Origin of the sequence: Bacillus sp. RE35, from assembly GCF_052146655.1 — a bacterium.
GTDB lineage: Bacteria > Bacillota > Bacilli > Bacillales > Bacillaceae_G > Bacillus_A > Bacillus_A cereus.
On the sequence record NZ_CP197377.1, the window covers coordinates 676,568 to 696,384 of the forward strand.

A 19,817-nucleotide genomic window follows, 5' to 3' on the forward strand; every position below is an offset into this window, starting at 1 on the left:
CAATATTAACTTCGTCGAAAATTATACAACTTTGTGACAAAAATGTAAACGTTTTTATGAATAAAAGTATTGACGGATTTTGTTCGCGGGATTAATATTTAAATACGTTAAATATTTTATTGTTTAAATAAGAGGTGGATAACATGCCAAATGATATGACGCATATCGATAAAATTCAAGCTCTTGCCTTTTCGATTGGAAAGAAAATGCAGACGGAGTTATTAGAACAAATGCAAGCAACAGGACTTACACCACCGCAGTTTTATATTTTAAAGATTTTAGATCATTATGGGGCTTCAAGAGCGACAACATTAGCAAAAAAGATGTATGTGAAGCCTAGCGCGATTACAGTGATGATTGATCGTCTAATCGATCAAGAACTTGTAGAACGCTATCACGACAAAGATGACCGTCGTGTTGTCATCATCGAGTTAACGAAAAAGGGGAAAGCTAGAGTAGAAGAGGCAATGACAGCTCGCAACGAGCATATTGCAAAATACTTTTCACATTTAGAGTTGCAAGAAAGAGAAGATTTATTACGTCTCTTTGAGAAGTTAGAAACCATTATTTGCGGGACACAAGAGAAAAAAGAGAATAACTAAGAGGAATTGAGGAGATTACATGGAGCAACAAGAAAATCAAAATAGAAAGTTGTTGTTAATCGGTTTAGTAATCGCGATGCTATTTGCTGCATTAGATGGAACAATTGTTGGTACAGCAATGCCACGTATCGTCGGTGACCTAGGCGGATTAAGTTTAATGACATGGTTAACGACAGCTTATATGTTAACATCAACGACAGTTGTACCAATTGCAGGTAAATTAGCGGATTTACTTGGTCGTCGTAACGTATATATAACAGGGCTAGTTATTTTCATGATTGGTTCGGCGTTATGTGGTATGGCGAATGGTATGACAGAATTAATTATTTTCCGTGGTATTCAAGGTCTTGGTGGCGGTATTATGATGCCAATGGCTATGATTATTATTGGAGATATGTTCACGGGAAAAGAACGTGCGAAATGGCAAGGTATTTTTGGTGCGTTATACGGTCTTGCTTCTGTAATTGGACCGCAAGTTGGTGGTTGGATTGTAGATGCAGTGAACTGGAGATGGGTATTCTACATTAACTTACCGGTTGGTATTTTAGCAACAATCTTTATTGCAATGGGATTAAAATCACATAAACAAACAGGACCAATTAAAATTGATATCGCTGGAATCTTTACGATGATTCTAGGTGTTGTAAGTTTATTACTTGCGCTAACGTTTGGCGGAAAAGATTATGCATGGGATTCTTGGCAAATTATCGGTTTATTCGCACTAGCTGTAATTGGTATCGTTAGCTTTGTTATTGTTGAAACGAAAGCTGAAGAGCCGATTTTACCAATGCATTTCTTTAAAAATCGCACATTTACAATACTGAATGCGATTGGATTCTTTATGAGTATTGGAATGTTCGGCGCGATTATGTTCGTACCATTCTTCATGCAAGGTATTGTAGGAGTAAGTGCTGCTGAATCAGGAACAATTATGACTCCAATGATGATTACAATGATTGTAATGAGTATTATCGGTGGGCAACTTGTATTAAAAGTTGGTGTAAAACCACAAATTATCGCAGGTATGCTTATTATGGCCGGTGGTTTTTGGTTATTAACAAGGATGGATATGCACACAACGAAGCTTACAGCTACTTCTTATATGATGGTTATCGGTTTAGGAATGGGTCTTGTAATGCCGACATTAACATTAGCGTTACAAGAAAGCTTCCCGAAAAAAGACCTTGGTGTCGTAACGTCATCAAGTCAGTTCTTCCGTCAAATTGGTGGAACATTTGGTATTACAATTTTAGGATCAATTATGAATAACACTTCAGGTACAACGTTAACAAATAAATTAGTACCTGTATTAGATACATTCCCGAAAGAAGCGGGACAAATGGTAACGAAATTTAAAGATATGATTCACACAGATCCACAAGGTTTATATTCGATGCTATTTAGCCCAGAGGCATTAAAACAAATGCCAGAAGCGTTTGCTAACAGCATTGTACCTATTTTGAAAAACTCTTTAGTAGACTCGCTTCATACTGTATTCTTAACAGGATTAGTATTTATCGTAGTAGGTGCCATCTTTACGATTTTCTTACAAAAAATTAAACTATCAGATCGTAAAAAAGATGCTGAAGAGCCTGCTGTTGAAGAAAAAGAAAAAACTGTATCATACTCGTAATGAAGAAGCATCGCCTTATGGCGGTGCTTTTTTGAGTATAACCTTAAAAGCTTTTTAGTGAGAAATGATTGACGTATTTTTAGAAATACGTTATATTATTTTCTGTAAACGGTTACATTAAATGAGGAGAAAAGAGAATGAGTACGATTAAAGACGTTGCGAAATTAGCGGGAGTATCTGTTGCGACCGTTTCCAGAGTTCTAAATAAAAATGGATATGTTCATGAAGATACATTAAAAAAGGTAGAGCGTGCAATAGAGATGTTAGATTATAAGCCTAGTACAGTAGCGCGTTCACTGTATAATAAAAAGTCTCGTTTAATTGGCTTAGTTGTTCCGAATATCGTGAATCCGTTCTTTCCAGAAGTTGCACGTGCCGTAGAAGATGTAGCACATAAACAAGGTTACACAGTTGTTCTTTGTAACTCTGATGAAAGTTTAGAAAAAGAGAAACAATACATTGATGTACTTAGACAAAATAATGTAGATGGATTTATTGTAGCAACGAATCCACAAAATAGTGTTAATTACATGAATTTATCTGTTCCGGTTGTTGCGATTGACCGTATGTTTAATGAGCGTATTCCTACTGTATATGCAGATAACTATGCAGGAAGTCAGGCTGCGACAAAGTTGTTACTAGATAAAGGATGTAAACATATTGCACATATTCGCGGACCACGTGATGTGAGTACTGCAAATGAACGTTTTGAAGGTTTTGTAGACGTTATTACGCAAAATAATCTTTCGTATATGATTGCGGAGAGTACGTTTGAGCCAGCAAATAGTGAGCGTGTAGCGATGGAATTATTAGAAGAATACCCGCATATTGATGGTATTGTTGCTGGGAATGATTTAATTGCGATTGGTATTGTAAAGGCTGCACTTCAAAAGGGGATTGCCATTCCAGATGATTTACAAATTATCGGATTTGATGGCATTTCTTTAACGGAAATGATGTATCCATCTATTACAACAGTTGCACAACCGATATATGAAATGGGGAAAATTGCAACAGAGTTGTTGTTAGAGCAAATGGAAGGAAATACATTAGAAGAGAAACACTATCGTTTGCCAATTGAAATTATAGAACGAAATACAACGAAGTAAGGAGATGAAACAGATGCCAAATATTGCAGTAGTAGGAAGCATTTCAATGGACTTAGTGGCTGTTTCAAAAAAACGGCCGAAAGCAGGAGAAACAGTAATTGGTGAAGCGTTTCATACAATCCCAGGAGGGAAAGGGGCAAACCAAGCAGTTGCTGCAGCTAGGTTAGGAGCAAATGTAGCAATGGTTGGAGCGGTAGGAAATGATGATTATGGAACAGTAGTTAGAAAAAATTTAGAGAACGAACGCATTTTTATCGATTATGTGGTACCGGTTACAGATAGAACGACAGGAATTGCTCATATCGTTTTAGCAGAAGAAGATAACAGTATTGTTGTCGTACAAGGGGCAAATGCTCTTGTAAATAAGCCAGTTGTAGATCGCTCCAAAGACCTTCTTGTAAAAGCGGATATGGTTGTTCTTCAACTAGAAATTCCACTTGAAACAGTAAAATATGTATTGGCTATTTGTGAGGAACATAATATTCCTGTTATGTTGAATCCAGCGCCAGCACAAGTTTTATCAGAAGAAATTTTAGAAAAAGCAACTTATATTACGCCAAATGAACATGAGTGCCGCATCGTATTAGATGATTTTACATCACCAATTGAAGATTTATTGGCGAAGTATCCAAATAAATTATTGATGACAGAAGGTTCTAACGGTGTTCGTTTCCATAATGGAACAGAGATTGTACATGTTCCTAGCATTGCTGTTGATGTAGTGGATACAACTGGAGCTGGTGATACATTTAATGGTGCGTTAGCAGTTGCACTTTCTGAAGGAGAGACACTTCAAAAAGCAATTCGTTTCGCGAATATTGCCGGTGGTCTTTCTGTAACGAAACTTGGGGCACAGGGCGGTATGCCAACGAGAGATCAAGTACGTGAAGTGCAGGTGATTGTTGGATGAAAAAGCATGGTGTATTAAACAGTGAAATCGCGGCAGTCCTTGCTTCACTTGGGCATACAGATACGGTTGTAATTGCTGATTGCGGTTTACCAATTCCTGACGGAGTAAAACGAATTGATTTAGCTGTTGAGATTGGAAAACCGAGTTTTTTAGAGGTGTTACAAGTTGTAGCTGATGATATGGCAATCGAAAAAGTGACGTTAGCAGAAGAAGTCATTATAAATAATGCGGAAGTAAATAAAGAGATCGAACAGAAATTAATAGAGCCAGCATTTGAGTATGTATCTCATGAACAATTTAAAGAGCATACAAAGAAAGCGAAGGCAATTATTCGTACAGGCGAGGCTACGCCTTATGCAAATGTAATTTTACATGCAGGCGTGATTTTTTAATAAAGGGAAGTGATGGGAATGCATATTGAAATGAAAAACATTTCAAAGGCGTTCAATGGCAATCCTGTTTTGAAGAATGCACAGTTTATGATTGAAACAGGAGAAGTCCATGCATTGATGGGGGAAAATGGAGCGGGTAAATCAACGCTCATGAAGATTTTAACAGGTGTATACAAAAAAGATGGTGGGACAATCAAGATTGATGGGCAAGAGCGCACCTTTAAAAATGCGAAAGAAGCTGAAGAGTACGGCATCGCATTTATACATCAAGAACTAAACATATTGCCGAATTTAACAGTAGCTGAAAATATGTTTCTCGGTAAAGAGTTAATGTATGGGAAAACAGGTATTTTACGCACTCGACAAATGAACGCGATTGCGCAGCAGCAACTAGCAGAGCTAGGGCTGCATGTAAGAGGCGCTATGTTAGCAGAGGAATTATCGGTTGGACAACAGCAAATTATCGAAATTGCGAAAGCATTAATGACAAACGCGAGCGTTATTATTATGGATGAACCTACTGCGGCACTGACGGATCGTGAAATCGAAACGCTCTTTACAGTAATCAATAAGTTACGTAAAAAAGGTGTTTCATTCGTGTACATTTCGCATCGTATGGAAGAGATTTTCTCAATATGTGATGCTATTACGATTTTGCGTGATGGAGAATACGTGGGAAAGAGATTAATTCCAGAAACATCATTTGATGAAGTAGTGAGTATGATGGTGGGGCGCAGCATTGGTGAACGTTACCCAGAGCGAAATAGTCAAATTGGTGATGTCATTTTTGAAATGCGTAATGGAACGAAGAAAGGGAAATTTGAAAATATTTCGTTTCAAGTGAGGAAAGGTGAAATCCTTGGTGTAGCTGGTTTGATGGGGGCTGGTCGCACTGATATTATGAAAGCGATATTTGGTTATGAACCTTTAGACTCTGGACAAATTTTTATAAATGGACAAGAAGTAAAGATTGATAGTCCAATAGATGCAATTAGACAAAGAATTGCTTTCATTACAGAAGATAGAAAGTCTGAAGGATTAGTGTTAGATTTTTCAATTCGAGAAAATTTAGCTTTACCGAATTTAGAAAATCTTTCAAAGGGAAGTGTTCTAAGCAATGAGCTAGAACAACAGTTTACAGAGGATATGATGAAGCTTCTTAATGTGAAAGCATCTAGCGGAGAGCAGGCAGTGAAATCTCTTTCTGGTGGAAATCAGCAAAAGATTGTAATCGCAAAATGGCTAGGCATTCATCCGCAATTACTCATTTTAGATGAGCCAACAAGAGGTGTCGATGTTGGAGCGAAAAAAGAAATTTACTCTATTATGAATAAGCTTACAGAGCAAGGCGATGCCGTTATTATGGTATCATCTGAGCTTCCGGAAGTTTTAGGGATGAGTGATCGAGTTCTTGTTATTCATGAAGGAAAAGTCGGCGGAATTTTAGGGAAAGATGAGGCATCACAAGAGTCTATTATGGCACTAGCTACAGGGGGAGAGTAAGGATGGCTAAGAAGGGGAATGTATTACAACAACTCGGTTCTTTAATCGGTTTAGTATTAATTATCGTCGTAATTACAGCTTTAAATCCAGCGTTCATTGAAATTCCAAATTTATTTAATATACTGCGTCAAGTATCGATTAATGCGCTTATTGCATTTGGAATGACCTTCGTAATTTTAACAGGGGGTATTGACTTATCGGTAGGTTCTATCTTAGCATTATCAAGTGCACTTGTTGCTGGAATGATGGCAAGTGGCATGGATCCGTTCCTTGCAATGGTAGTTGGACTATTAGCAGGTCTTGTAATGGGAATTGTAAACGGTATCATCATTGCGAAAGGAAAAGTAGCTCCATTTATTGCAACTTTAGCAACAATGACTATTTTTCGTGGGTTGACGCTTGTTTATATGGACGGACGTCCGATCACTGGTCTTGGTGATCATTTAATGTTCCAAATGTTTGGCCGCGGTTATTTTCTTGGTATTCCGGTACCCGCTGTTACAATGATGATCGCTTTCGCAGTACTGTACTTCATTTTGAAGAAAACGACATTTGGTCGCCGTACATTTGCAATTGGTGGAAATGAAGAAGCAGCAGCACTATCAGGTATTAATGTTACGAGAATTAAAGTAATGATTTACGGTCTTTCCGGAATTTTGGCAGCGCTTGCAGGTATTGTCTTAACATCACGATTAGATTCTGCACAGCCGACTGCAGGTACTTCTTATGAATTAGATGCAATTGCAGCAGTTGTATTAGGTGGAACAAGTCTTTCTGGGGGAAGAGGATGGATTGTTGGTACATTCATCGGTGTACTTATTATCGGTGTACTAAATAACGGTTTAAATTTATTAGGTGTATCTTCTTTCTTCCAACAAGTTGTAAAAGGACTTGTAATCTTATTAGCTGTATTAATTGATCGTAGAAAAGAAGCGTAATGGAGGGACAGTTCATGAAGAAATGGTTACTTATACTCGTTGCATGTATTATGGTCATTACTGCTGGTTGTTCAATGGAACCGCCAGAATGGGCAAAGGATTCTAGCGATAAAGGTCGAAATAAAACTATTAAAGTTGGATTCTCTGTTTCAACTTTAAATAATCCCTTCTTTGTAACTTTGAAAAAGGGGGCAGAAAAGAAAGCGAAAGATAGTGGCATCGAATTGATTGCTGTTGATGCGCAAAATGATGCAGCAAAGCAAACGAACGATGTTGAAGATTTAATTCAAAAGGGTGTCGATGTAGTTGTTATTAATCCGACCGATTCAGATGCTGTTGCTTCAGCAGTAAGTGCAGCAAACGCAGCAAATGTTCCTGTTATTACAGTAGACCGCGTTGCGAATTCAGGTAAGGTTGTTTCTCACATTGCATCTAATAATATCGAAGGTGGTCAAATGGCTAGTGATTACATTCGTGAATTAGTCGGCGAAGGAGCAAACGTTGCTGAGTTAGAAGGAATCCCTGGATCGTCTGCTGCTCGTGAACGTGGGAAAGGATTCCATAACGTAGCCGATAAGTCTTTAAAAGTAGTTGCCAAACAAGCGGCTGATTTTGATAGAGCGAAAGGATTATCTGTTATGGAAAACATTTTGCAAGCAAATAGCGATATTAAAGCCGTGTTTGCTCATAACGACGAGATGGCATTAGGTGCACTTGAAGCATTGAAGTCTGCTGGAAAAACAGATGTAGTAGTTGTTGGATTTGATGCAACAGAAGATGCTGTGAAAGCGGTTAACGATGGGCGTATGGCTGCAACAGTCGCTCAAAAACCAGAATTAATCGGAGAGAAGGCGATGCAAACAGCAAAAGAGATAACACAAGGTAAAAAAGTGGACAAATCTATTCCGATTGAATTAGAGCTTATTAAGAAAAATAAATAAATATAAAATGAAAATTAGGAAGGAAGAACAACAAATGAAATTCTTTATTGATACAGCAAACATTAACGAAATTAAAGAGGCAAATGAATTAGGCGTATTAGCTGGAGTAACGACAAATCCATCACTTGTAGCAAAAGAAGGCGTAGATTTCCACGAGCGCATTCGTGAAATTTGCAACGTTGTAGAAGGACCTGTAAGTGCAGAAGTAATTAGCTTAGAAGCTGATAAAATGATTGAAGAAGGAAAAGAATTAGCGAAGATTGCTCCAAACGTTGTTGTAAAAGTTCCAATGACAACAGAAGGTTTAAAAGCAGTAAAAGCGTTCTCTGATTTAGGAATTCGTACAAACGTTACATTAGTATTCTCAGCAGTTCAAGCATTACTTGCTGCTCGTGCTGGTGCAACGTACGTTTCACCATTCTTAGGTCGTTTAGATGATATCGGTCATAACGGTATGGATTTAATTCGTCAAATCGCAGAAATCTTTGCAATTCATGGTATCGAAACAGAAATCATCGCAGCATCTGTACGTCACAGCGTTCACGTAACTGACGCAGCATTAAACGGTGCACATATTGCAACAATCCCAGCAAACGTAATTGCTTCATTAGTGAAGCACCCATTAACAGATCAAGGAATTGAGAAATTCTTAGCTGATTGGGAAAAAACACAAGAGAAATAATAGAAAAGCAAGAATCCTAGTTTAATTGACTAGGATTCTTTTTTTATTTAAAAGAATTTTCATGCAATTTTGCATATTGTCTTTTAAATTTGTTATATAAGATATTTAATATATATCACATAACTCTTTATTTTTAATATTTCGACATAAAGTGAAACTTTAATCAGTGGGGGCTTTGTTCATCCCCCCACTGATTATTAATTGAACCAAGGGATAAAAAGATAGAGGGTCTGACCAGAAAACTGGAGGGCATGATTCTATAACAAAAAGCTTAATGTTTATAGAATTATGTCTTTTTATATAGGGAGGGTAGTAAACAGAGATTTGGACAAAAATGCACCGATTTATCTGAATTTTAAGTTTTATAAAGGGGAGAAATGGAATGAGAAGAAAAGCACCATTTAAAGTGTTGTCATCATTAGCAATTGCGGCAATTATCGGATGTACATCTGTAATGAGTGCTCCGTTAGCATATGCAGAAACGGTAGCAAAAGAGAAAGATAGTGTATCTACAACACCAATTGATTACAATTTAATTCAAGAAGATCGTTTAGCGGAAGCTCTGAAAGAAAGAGGAACAATTAATCCAGCATCTTCTAAAGAAGAGACGAAAAAAGCTGTTGAGCAATATATTGAAAAGAAACAAGGAGATCAGGCGAATAAAGAAATTCTTCCAGATGCTCACTCACAAGAAACATCTGATTTCACAAAAAAAGTAAAAGAGAAAAAGATGGAAGAAAAGGAAAATGTAAAAAAGGCTGAAAAAAATGTTAGCCTTGAGCAAAAGCCAGAACCAAATAAAAAGCAATTGAATGGGCAAGTTCCAACTTCAAAAGCAAAGCAAGCTCCATATAAGGGATCTGTTCGATCGGATAAAGTATTAGTGTTACTCGTTGAATTTAGTGATTATAAACATAATAATATTGATCAAACACCAGGTTATATGTATTCGAAAGACTTTAGTAGAGAACATTATCAAAAGATGTTGTTCGGTAATGAGCCGTATACTTTATTTGATGGTTCAAAAGTAAAAACGTTTAAACAATACTATGAAGAGCAGTCTGGTGGTAGTTATACGACAGATGGATATGTAACGGAGTGGCTAACTGTTCCAGGAAAAGCATCTGATTATGGAGCTGATGGTAGCAGCGGTCACGATAATAAAGGTCCAAAGGGTGCACGTGATTTAGTGAAAGAAGCTTTGCATGCAGCTGCTGAGAAAGGACTAGATTTATCTCAGTTTGATCAATTTGATAGATATGATACAAACGGGGACGGGAATCAAAATGAACCTGACGGTGTAATTGATCATTTAATGGTAATCCATGCTGGTGTTGGTCAAGAAGCTGGTGGCGGTAAATTAGGTGATGATGCGATCTGGTCACATCGTTCAAAATTAGCAGTAGATCCAGTAGCGATTGAAGGTACGAAATCAAAGGTAGATTACTTTGGTGGTAAAGTAGCAGCACATGATTACACAATTGAACCAGAAGATGGAGCTGTAGGTGTGTTTGCACATGAATTTGGACATGATCTTGGATTACCAGATGAATATGACACGAAATATACTGGAAATGGTTCACCAGTCGAAGCTTGGTCATTAATGAGTGGAGGTAGTTGGACAGGGAAAATCGCAGGAACAGAGCCGACTAGTTTTTCACCACAAAATAAAGACTTCTTACAAAAGAATATGGGTGGCAACTGGGCAAAAATATTAGAAGTAGATTACGATAAAATTAAGAGTGGTGTGGGAGTTCCTACCTATATTGATCAAAGTGTTACGAAATCAAATCGTCCAGGCGTTGTACGTGTTAACTTACCAGGTAAAAGTGTTGAAACGATTAAACCGGAGTTTGGAAAGCATGCATATTATAGTACAAGAGGCGATGATATGCATACAACGTTAGAGACACCATTCTTTGATTTAACAAAGGGAACAAATGCAAAATTCGATTATAAAGCAAATTATGAGTTAGAAGCAGAGTGCGATTTCGTCGAAGTACATGTAGTAACAGAAGATGGAACGAAAACATTAATTGATAGACTTGGGGAAAAAGTAGTCCAAGGAGATAAAGATACAACAGATGGGAAATGGATTGATAAATCATATGATTTAAGTCAATTTAAAGGCAAAAAAGTGAAACTACAATTCGACTATATTACAGATCCGGCTGTAACATATAAAGGTTTTGCGATGGACAATGTAAATGTAACTGTTGATGGACAAGTTGTATTTTCTGATGATGCAGAAGGACAGTCTAAAATGAATTTAAATGGTTTTGTTGTTTCTGATGGGACAGAGAAGAAAGCTCATTATTACTACTTAGAGTGGAGAAATTATGCGGGATCAGATAATGGTTTAAAAGCAGGAAAAGGTCCAGTGTATAATACAGGTCTTGTCGTTTGGTATGCAGATGATAGTTTCAAAGATAACTGGGTTGGGGTGCATCCAGGTGAAGGATTCCTTGGTGTTGTAGATTCTCATCCAGAAGCGCTAGTTGGTAATTTAAACGGAAAACCAGCATACGGTAATACAGGCATGCAAATTGCAGATGCAGCATTTTCATTTGATAAAACACCAGCATGGAGTGTAAATTCATTAACACGTGGTCAGTTTAACTATTCTGGATTACAAGGTGTTACAACTTTTGATGATTCAAAAGTATATAGTAACAAGCAAATTGCAGACGCAGGAAGAAAAGTTCCAAACCTTGGACTTAAATTCCAAGTTGTTGGACAGGCAGAAGATAAATCGGCAGGCGCTGTTTGGATTAAACGTTAATAACATAAAAGCACATTCTTCATATGAAGAGTGTGCTTTTTAATTTGTACAGTAAGTTATTATTTTAGTTTATCCCGCATTAACGGTCAGTAAGATCCCCACCTCAAAATTCAGTGGAAATAAAGAAGTTAGTTGGGAGATCAACTGCCCGTAAAAGCCCGATTGGTTCAACTAATAATCAGTGGGGAGGAACAAAACCCCCACTGATTAAAGTTTCACTTTATGTAATACAAGTGTTTATTCATGTGTACTGTATCAAATTATGTGGGGAAAGGAAATATTTCCGAGGAAATTGTCGAAGTATCGTCAGTATTTATAAACTTTCTGTTTAAAAGAAGAGATGTATTATTGCCTTTACGGCTCAATTTATTTACATTGTTATTTGGTTATACACAAAAGTAATATATTGGGCAAAAAGAGTTCTATTCGATAGGGCTCTTTGGTTTTGTATTTGATATACAAATATTAACCTCGATTGTTTGGAAATGTATCTTCTTGTTTAGCGTCAGTTGGACTTTAACTGCAGTTTTTATTTTTCGTTTATATGAAGAGCGAGATGAGCCATTACCTTTTATATTTAAATTAATTGGCATTATTCCAACGCTTCCATTGTATTATGGATTATATAAATATGCATTTTAAAAAAGACAACGATGGATTATCCCATCATTGTCTTTTTTACTTTGCTTCTTACATAAATCATCCCAGCAAATGTTAATAAAAATGCTGTCCCGATAATGAAGCTGATGCTAGGTGATGCTCCGATTGCGCCGACTGTAAAGGAGCCAGCAACAACTCCTAATGAGAAGAAGGCATAAAATAATCCGAATGCCTTTCCGCGATTATCGTCTGTAGTATTTTCAACAAGTAAAGCGTTAATAGACGGAAAGAGGATTGCGAATCCAATTCCATAAATCATCATTACGATAAAGAGCATACCTTTTGTAGCAAATAATCCAAGTAAAGATAATGCGAATGCCATAACTGCAATTCCGATTAGCATTAGTTTCGAACGATTAAATCGATCATAAATACGATTTGTTGGAAGCAAGAAGAAGAGGATAGCAGTTATACCAAATACACTTAACATCATGCCTGTTGTAGATGCTTTAAGCGCTAATGCCTCAACTTTTACTGGTAACATATAAGTGACAATTCCTTGTGAAAACATTAATGTGAAAGCACCAATATATGCTTGTAATAACGGTTCTGATTTTAAAAGTTCAACCATATCTTCTTTGTTCATCATTTGCGTTCTTGATGTATCTTTTCTTGATACGTTATTTGGTAAGAAGAATAGAGATACGATCGTACCAAGAGCCATTAAAATAGAAATAGTAATGAAGACCCACTCTACGCCAGCTGTTGCTTTCATAATACCGCTGAAAGCAGGTCCTACGATTGCGGCTGTTCCAACAGCAGCACCAGATAGAGCCATTGCTTTTCCTTGTCTTTTTGCATTTGTTTGTTTTGATAAAAATGTAAAGGCAGCAGGAATTAAAAAGCCATCACTAAATCCATGCATAAAGCGCACAACTAATAGTTGTTCACCACTTTGAACAACGGTGTATAACAAGACTATGAAACTCGTAATTCCCATGCTTATATAAAGGATTTTTTTTGCACCAAATTTATCGACAGCGGCTCCAGCAATAATATTACCGATCATATTAGCGAATGAGTACATACCGACAACTAGCCCGATAATAAGAGGAGTTCCTCCAAGGCTTTGAGCGAAAGTACTCATAATAGGTAATTGTGAAAATGTATCTAAAAATGCCACGATAACGATAAAGTAAATAAAATATTTCAAGCGATATTCACCTCTCCTATGCTATTATGGCACAATGCTAATTTCACCTGCAATGAAATTGAATTAACAGATGTGGAAAAAAGTACAAAGTGACAAAATATTGAACGTTATTTGTAAAAAATTAGTGGGGATGTGATTGTTTTTTTGAAATATATGGATAGAAGTATTATAATAGAATTGTAAACTTCACCAGGTTAAGTATATACATAGAGAGGGATGTATAAAATGAAAGCACTACTTTGGCATAATCAACGTGATGTACGAGTAGAAGAAGTACCAGAACCAACAGTAAAACCAGGAACAGTGAAAATCAAAGTTAAATGGTGTGGTATTTGTGGGACAGACTTGCATGAATATTTAGCAGGGCCTATTTTTATTCCAACAGAAGAACATCCATTAACACATGTGAAAGCACCTGTTATTTTAGGTCATGAGTTTAGTGGTGAGGTAATAGAGATTGGTGAAGGAGTTACATCTCATAAAGTGGGAGACCGCGTTGTTGTAGAGCCAATTTATTCTTGTGGTAAATGTGAAGCTTGTAAACATGGACATTACAATGTTTGTGAACAACTTGTTTTCCACGGTCTTGGCGGAGAAGGCGGCGGTTTCTCTGAATATACAGTAGTACCAGAAGATATGGTTCATCACATTCCAGATGAAATGACGTATGAACAAGGTGCGCTTGTAGAACCAGCAGCAGTAGCAGTTCATGCAGTACGTCAAAGTAAATTAAAAGAAGGGGAAGCTGTAGCGGTATTTGGTTGCGGTCCAATTGGACTTCTTGTTATCCAGGCAGCTAAAGCAGCAGGAGCAACTCCTGTTATTGCAGTTGAACTTTCTAAAGAACGTCAAGAGTTAGCGAAATTAGCAGGTGCGGATTATGTATTAAATCCAGCAACTCAAGATGTGTTAGCTGAAATTCGTAACTTAACAAATGGTTTAGGTGTAAATGTTAGCTTTGAAGTAACAGGTGTTGAAGTTGTACTACGCCAAGCGATTGAAAGTACAAGCTTCGAAGGACAAACTGTAATTGTTAGTGTATGGGAAAAAGACGCAACAATTACTCCAAATAACTTAGTATTAAAAGAAAAAGAAGTTATTGGTATTTTAGGATACCGTCACATCTTCCCAGCTGTTATTAAATTGATTAGCTCCGGTCAAATTCAAGCAGAGAAATTAATTACGAAAAAAATTACAGTGGATCAAGTTGTTGAAGAAGGATTTGAAGCACTTGTAAAAGATAAAACACAAGTGAAAATTCTTGTTTCACCTAAATAAGATAGAATCGAATAGAGTAGCCCTTTTCTAGAAATAGAAGAGGGCTACTTTTTTTCTATACTGAAAGGTGATAGACTTTCCTGTAACTAAAGATATTTTGTTTGGAAGGGGAAGTCTAATGCTTTCATTTATGTTGACATTGAAACGGATGCTAAAAGCTTGTTTGCGAGCATGGAAAGATAAAGAATTTCAAGTGTTATTCGTATTAACAATTTTGACATTAATATCTGGTACAATCTTTTATAGTACAGTGGAGGGGTTACGTCCTCTGGATGCTTTATATTTTAGCGTTATGACGCTGACTACTGTCGGTGATGGACAATTTAGTCCCAAAACTGACTTCGGAAAGATATTTACGATATTATACATATTTATAGGGATCGGATTAGTGTTTGGATTTATACATAAGTTGGCAGTTAATGTACAATTGCCAAGTATATTATCGAATAGAAAAAAAGAGTAAAGCATGTGTATGCTTTACTCTTTTTTTACATTAGTTTAGACAAGCCTTAATAATAGTTTATTAAAATGAAAGTGTATTCATTCATTATATTCACTGTGTATAAAGTTATAATGATATGAACATTTGCATATTTTAATTTAGTGATAGAAATTTCGTGAAAGGTGGGATATTCTAGTCATAGGTTAACCGGACGACATCATAGGATCCTAACAAAATGTTTACAATAATTCAATTATAAAATGGAGGATTTTATATGAAAAAGAAAGTACTTGCTTTAGCGGCAGCTATTACATTAGTTGCTCCATTACAAAGTGTTGCATTTGCTCATGAAAATGATGGGGGACAGAGATTTGGAGTTATTCCGCGCTGGTCTGCTGAAGATAAACATAAAGAAGGCGTGAATTCTCATTTATGGATTGTAAACCGTGCAATTGATATTATGTCTCGTAATACAACACTTGTAAAACAAGATCGAGTTGCACTATTAAATGAATGGCGTACTGAGTTAGAGAACGGTATTTATGCTGCTGACTATGAAAATCCTTATTATGATAATAGCACATTTGCTTCACATTTCTATGACCCTGACAATGGGAAAACTTATATTCCGTATGCAAAGCAAGCAAAGGAAACAGGAGCTAAATATTTTAAATTAGCTGGTGAGTCTTATAAAAATAAAGATATGAAACAAGCGTTCTTCTATTTAGGATTATCTCTTCATTATTTAGGGGATGTAAACCAACCGATGCATGCGGCAAACTTTACGAACCTTTCTTATCCACAAGGATTCCATTCTAAATATGAAAACTTTGTAGATACGATAAAAGATAATTATAAAGTAACGGATGGAAATGGATATTGGAACTGGAAAGGTACGAATCCAGAAGATTGGATTCATGGAGCGGCAGTAGTTGCGAAACAAGATTACGCTGGCATTGTAAATGATAATACGAAAGATTGGTTCGTGAGAGCTGCTGTATCACAAGAATATGCAGATAAATGGCGCGCTGAAGTTACACCAATGACAGGTAAGCGTTTAATGGATGCACAACGTGTTACTGCTGGATATATTCAGCTTTGGTTTGATACGTACGGAAATCGTTAAGTATTTAAAAAAGGTCAAATCTCAGAATAGAGTATTTGGCCTTTTTATCACTATACAATACATGGAGGTATGAAACGTGAAAGGTAAATTGCTAAAAGGTGTACTTAGCTTAGGTGTTGGTTTAGGAGCTTTATATAGCGGAACGTCAGCTCAAGCAGAAGTATCTACAAATCAAAATGATACATTAAAAGTGATGACGCATAATGTATATATGCTATCAACAAACTTATATCCGAACTGGGGACAAACTGAGCGTGCTGATTTAATCGGGGCGGCAGATTATATAAAGAATCAAGATGTAGTTATATTAAATGAAGTGTTTGATAATAGCGCTTCAGATCGTTTATTAGGGAATTTGAAGAAAGAATATCCAAATCAAACAGCAGTATTAGGTCGTAGTAGTGGAAGTGAATGGGATAAAACGTTGGGAAACTATTCATCTTCAACTCCTGAAGATGGTGGCGTTGCGATTGTGAGCAAATGGCCAATCGCTGAAAAGATTCAATATGTATTTGCAAAAGGATGCGGGCCAGATAATTTATCTAATAAAGGATTTGTATACACGAAAATTAAGAAAAATGATCGCTTCGTTCACGTGATTGGTACGCATTTGCAAGCGGAAGATAGTATGTGCGGAAAAACTTCACCTGCATCTGTACGTACAGACCAATTAAAAGAAATTCAAGACTTTATTAAAAATAAAAATATACCAAATAATGAATATGTGTTAATTGGTGGTGATATGAACGTAAATAAAATTAATGCAGAGAACAAGAATGATTCAGAGTATGCATCTATGTTTAAAACATTGAACGCTTCTGTACCATCTTATACTGGACATACAGCGACTTGGGACGCAACGACAAACAGTATTGCAAAATATAATTTCCCTGATAGTCCTGCTGAGTATTTAGATTATATTATTGCAAGTAAAGACCATGCGAACCCATCATATATAGAGAATAAGGTGTTACAGCCGAAATCTCCACAATGGACTGTTACATCATGGTTCCAAAAATATACGTATAATGATTACTCTGATCATTATCCAGTAGAGGCGACTATTTCTATGAAGTAGTTTCAAAAAGTTTCTTCGTAAAGAAGAAACTTTTTTTATTTGCAAACAGGAAAATCACACTTTCTTTCCAATATGTATAAGACATATTGAGAAGAGGAGAGAAAAATGTGGATCGAGGAATTTTTAAAGAAGTTCCATTACCGTGTGCATTTTTGGATGAAATGGCTTTAGATAGAAATATTCAATCGATTATAGAGTTAAGTGGAAATAAGAAGATTCGTATAGCGAGTAAATCGTTACGCTCTGTTCCAATTATGCAAAAGATTTTAGCTGCAAATGATCGATTTCAAGGTGTTATGTGCTTTTCACCTAGAGAGATTTTATTTTTAATAGAACAAGGATTTAATGATTTATTGCTTGGATATCCTGCTTACGATGAAAGAGCTCTGTATGAAATTAGTTTGCTAACAAAGAAAGGTTTCATTATAACTTGTATGGTGGATTGTGAAGAGCATATTGTGTATTTAGAAAACATTGCTGAGAAATCTAAAGGATGTTTTCGTGTTTGTTTGGATATTGATATGAGTAGTCGTTTCTTTCAATTTCATTTTGGTGTACAAAGATCCCCAGTAAAAAATGTGCAGGATGCGTTGAAAGTAGTAGAAAAGGTGAGAAGGTCATCATATTTAATGTTAGATGGTGTAATGGGTTATGAAGCTCAAATTGCTGGGGTGGGAGATCATATACCGAATCAATGGTTGAAAAGTAAAGTAATTTCGTATTTAAAGCAGAAATCAGTGCTAGAAGTGAAAAAAAGAAGAGAACATATTGTAAAAGCAATACAAAACATTGGTATTGAGCTAAGGTTTGTAAATGGAGGCGGAACAGGAAGTATAAAAACAACTGAGAAAGATAATTCAGTTTCAGAGATTACAGTAGGTTCTGCTTTTTATTCTCCGAAGCTGTTTGATTATTATAAAGAGGTGAAATTTTATCCAGCGGTCGGATTTGCATTACCAGTTGTGCGTAAACCAGTCCAGTTTATTTACACTTGCCTAGGTGGTGGATATATTGCTTCAGGAGCAGTTGGAAAAGATAAAGAGCCTGAAGTTTGGAGACCGAAGGGTGCAAAACTATTAGCTTTAGAAGGTGCTGGCGAGGTACAAACGCCAATTTTTTATAGCGGCGAGGAACGAGTGGATATAGGAGAGTCCATTTTGTTTCGTCATAGTAAGGCTGGTGAATTATGTGAGCGCTTTCCTTTTTTGTATCGTGTTAAAAAAGGAGAGATTGTTGGGGAGTATTCAACATATCGGGGGGATGGCCAATGCTTTCTATAAAGGGGAAAAAGTGGAGAAATTGGACAGGGAATGTAGAAGGAACGCCGCATTATACGATGTATCCAGAAAGTATACAAGATGTAGTAGAAGTTGTGGGGCTTGCGCGAAAAAAGGGAAAGAAAATTCGTGTTGTCGGTTCAGGACACTCGTTTACCCCCCTTGTGCAAACGGAAGAAGTTTTAGTTTCTTTAGATGAATTGAAGGGTATTGTGAATATTGATGCAGAGAAGATGGTTGCTGAAGTATGGGCAGGAACAAAGTTATATGATTTAGGGAAGTTACTTGAGGAAAAAGGCTATGCGCAAGAAAATTTAGGGGATATTGATTCACAATCTATTGCAGGAGCGATTAGTACGGGGACTCATGGAACGGGTATTACCTTTGGGAGTTTATCAACACAAGTTATAGAGATTACGGCAGTTTTATCTAATGGTGAGAGTATAGTTTGTTCGGAAACTGAGAACGTAGAATATTGGAGAGCGTTTCAGTTGTCACTTGGAATGTTAGGTATCATTGTAAAGATAAAATTAAAGGTTATTCCAGCGTATTCACTCGTTTATGAAAGTGAAAAACAGTCATTATCCACTGTAATGAACAAACTAGAAGAATATAAGAAGCATCGTCATTTTGAATTTTTCGTTTTTCCTTATTCTGATGAAGTACAAGTAAAACTTACGAACGAAACAACGAATACAGGCAGTGATTTGAAATGGCATAAATTAAAGGTGGAGTTACTTGAAAATAGGATGTTCTCTTTACTATCTAAAGGGTGTAAATGGTTTCCTTCTATAAGTAAAGGAGTGAGTCGATTATCAGCTAAAGCTGTACCAAACACAAAAATAATTGGCCCGAGCTATGAAGTATTTGCTACATCACGTACGGTACCATTTTATGAAATGGAGTATAGCATTCCTTCAAAGTATATGAGGACGGTTGTAGAAGAAATCTCAAATCTTATTGAAAAGAAAAAGTATAAGGTGCACTTCCCGATCGAATGCCGCTATGTGAAAGGTGATGATATATGGCTTAGTCCAGCCTATGGAAGAGATTCAGCGTATATCGCTGTTCATATGTATAAAGGTATGAAATATGCTGCTTACTTTGGCGAAGTGGAAAAAATTTTTCTGAAGTATGAAGGGCGTCCGCATTGGGGGAAAATGCATACATTATCGTATGAGCAATTACAAGATATATATCCAGAGTTTCATTCGTTTTTACAGGCGAGGAAGTCTCTAGATGAACTTGGAATGTTTTTTAATCCTTATGCAGAAAAGTTATTTATCCCGCTATTTGCCGGGCAGTAAGACC

General features: G+C 36.5%; 17 protein-coding genes and 1 pseudogene. 17 read left to right on the plus strand and 1 reads right to left on the minus strand.

Annotated features, from left to right (window positions below):
- Window positions 1-143 precede the first annotated feature (143 nt).
- The 11 genes and pseudogenes from ACTL4X_RS03430 to ACTL4X_RS03480 form a co-directional block, all read left to right on the plus strand.
- On the plus strand, window positions 144-602 hold the full coding sequence (locus ACTL4X_RS03430; RefSeq protein WP_001132365.1) for a MarR family winged helix-turn-helix transcriptional regulator: 459 nt from the start codon (window positions 144-146) through the stop codon (window positions 600-602).
- A 19-nt stretch (window positions 603-621) separates the two neighbouring features.
- Window positions 622-2,235 carry an MDR family MFS transporter gene (locus tag ACTL4X_RS03435; RefSeq protein WP_071740695.1) on the plus strand — a complete coding sequence of 538 codons (1,614 nt, stop codon included), beginning with the start codon at window positions 622-624 and terminating at the stop codon, window positions 2,233-2,235.
- 137 nt (window positions 2,236-2,372) lie between these two features.
- Window positions 2,373-3,344 carry a ribose operon transcriptional repressor RbsR gene (gene rbsR, locus ACTL4X_RS03440; RefSeq protein ID WP_000104051.1) on the plus strand — a complete coding sequence of 324 codons (972 nt, stop codon included), beginning with the start codon at window positions 2,373-2,375 and terminating at the stop codon, window positions 3,342-3,344.
- A gap of 13 nt (window positions 3,345-3,357) precedes the next feature.
- A complete protein-coding gene (gene rbsK / locus ACTL4X_RS03445; protein WP_071740696.1) occupies window positions 3,358-4,254 on the plus strand; it encodes a ribokinase in 897 nt (298 codons plus the stop codon).
- On the plus strand, window positions 4,251-4,646 hold the full coding sequence (gene rbsD / locus ACTL4X_RS03450) for a D-ribose pyranase (RefSeq protein WP_000716151.1): 396 nt from the start codon (window positions 4,251-4,253) through the stop codon (window positions 4,644-4,646). The genes rbsK and rbsD overlap by 4 nt, the downstream gene beginning before the upstream one ends.
- 18 nt (window positions 4,647-4,664) lie before the next feature.
- Window positions 4,665-6,149, plus strand: a complete 1,485-nt coding sequence (gene rbsA / locus ACTL4X_RS03455) for a ribose ABC transporter ATP-binding protein RbsA (RefSeq protein WP_000546779.1) — start codon at window positions 4,665-4,667, stop codon at window positions 6,147-6,149.
- Window positions 6,150-6,151: 2 nt separating this feature from the next.
- Window positions 6,152-7,087 carry an ABC transporter permease subunit gene (locus ACTL4X_RS03460; RefSeq protein ID WP_001074646.1) on the plus strand — a complete coding sequence of 312 codons (936 nt, stop codon included), beginning with the start codon at window positions 6,152-6,154 and terminating at the stop codon, window positions 7,085-7,087.
- 14 nt (window positions 7,088-7,101) lie between these two features.
- Window positions 7,102-8,028 (plus strand): ribose ABC transporter substrate-binding protein RbsB, encoded by a 927-nt coding sequence (gene rbsB / locus ACTL4X_RS03465; protein WP_000758976.1) that lies wholly within the window; start codon window positions 7,102-7,104, stop codon window positions 8,026-8,028.
- A gap of 34 nt (window positions 8,029-8,062) precedes the next feature.
- Entirely contained in the window at window positions 8,063-8,710 is a 648-nt protein-coding gene (gene fsa, locus ACTL4X_RS03470) for a fructose-6-phosphate aldolase (RefSeq protein WP_000667670.1), read from the plus strand.
- 382 nt (window positions 8,711-9,092) lie between these two features.
- Window positions 9,093-11,492, plus strand: coding sequence for a M6 family metalloprotease immune inhibitor InhA2 (gene inhA2 / locus ACTL4X_RS03475; RefSeq protein WP_001252987.1), 2,400 nt, complete (start codon window positions 9,093-9,095; stop codon window positions 11,490-11,492).
- Window positions 11,493-11,921: 429 nt separating this feature from the next.
- Window positions 11,922-12,134, plus strand: a pseudogene (locus tag ACTL4X_RS03480) (hypothetical protein); the annotation flags it as partial.
- Window positions 12,135-12,150: 16 nt separating this feature from the next.
- On the opposite strand, the gene ACTL4X_RS03485 reads toward ACTL4X_RS03480, so the two are convergent.
- Window positions 12,151-13,305, minus strand: coding sequence for an MFS transporter (locus tag ACTL4X_RS03485; protein ID WP_000873271.1), 1,155 nt, complete (start codon window positions 13,303-13,305; stop codon window positions 12,151-12,153).
- A 225-nt stretch (window positions 13,306-13,530) separates the two neighbouring features.
- On the opposite strand from ACTL4X_RS03485, the gene bdhA reads away from it, so the two are divergent.
- The 6 genes from bdhA to ACTL4X_RS03515 all read left to right on the plus strand — a co-directional run bounded on the left by bdhA (window position 13,531) and on the right by ACTL4X_RS03515 (window position 19,813).
- Window positions 13,531-14,583: a (R,R)-butanediol dehydrogenase gene (bdhA, locus tag ACTL4X_RS03490; RefSeq protein WP_000645827.1), complete on the plus strand. Its 1,053-nt coding sequence runs from the start codon at window positions 13,531-13,533 to the stop codon at window positions 14,581-14,583.
- Window positions 14,584-14,701: 118 nt separating this feature from the next.
- Complete coding sequence (locus tag ACTL4X_RS03495; RefSeq protein WP_000948241.1) at window positions 14,702-15,046, plus strand: potassium channel family protein; 345 nt, start codon at window positions 14,702-14,704, stop codon at window positions 15,044-15,046.
- A 253-nt stretch (window positions 15,047-15,299) separates the two neighbouring features.
- Complete coding sequence (cerA, locus tag ACTL4X_RS03500; RefSeq protein WP_000730997.1) at window positions 15,300-16,151, plus strand: phospholipase CerA; 852 nt, start codon at window positions 15,300-15,302, stop codon at window positions 16,149-16,151.
- 76 nt (window positions 16,152-16,227) lie between these two features.
- Window positions 16,228-17,229, plus strand: coding sequence for a sphingomyelinase C (gene sph, locus ACTL4X_RS03505; RefSeq protein ID WP_025687255.1), 1,002 nt, complete (start codon window positions 16,228-16,230; stop codon window positions 17,227-17,229).
- A gap of 107 nt (window positions 17,230-17,336) precedes the next feature.
- Complete coding sequence (locus ACTL4X_RS03510; protein ID WP_025687254.1) at window positions 17,337-18,509, plus strand: amino acid deaminase/aldolase; 1,173 nt, start codon at window positions 17,337-17,339, stop codon at window positions 18,507-18,509.
- Window positions 18,497-19,813 (plus strand): D-arabinono-1,4-lactone oxidase, encoded by a 1,317-nt coding sequence (locus ACTL4X_RS03515; RefSeq protein ID WP_000948912.1) that lies wholly within the window; start codon window positions 18,497-18,499, stop codon window positions 19,811-19,813. Before ACTL4X_RS03510 ends, ACTL4X_RS03515 begins: the two co-directional genes overlap by 13 nt.
- Window positions 19,814-19,817 lie beyond the last annotated feature (4 nt).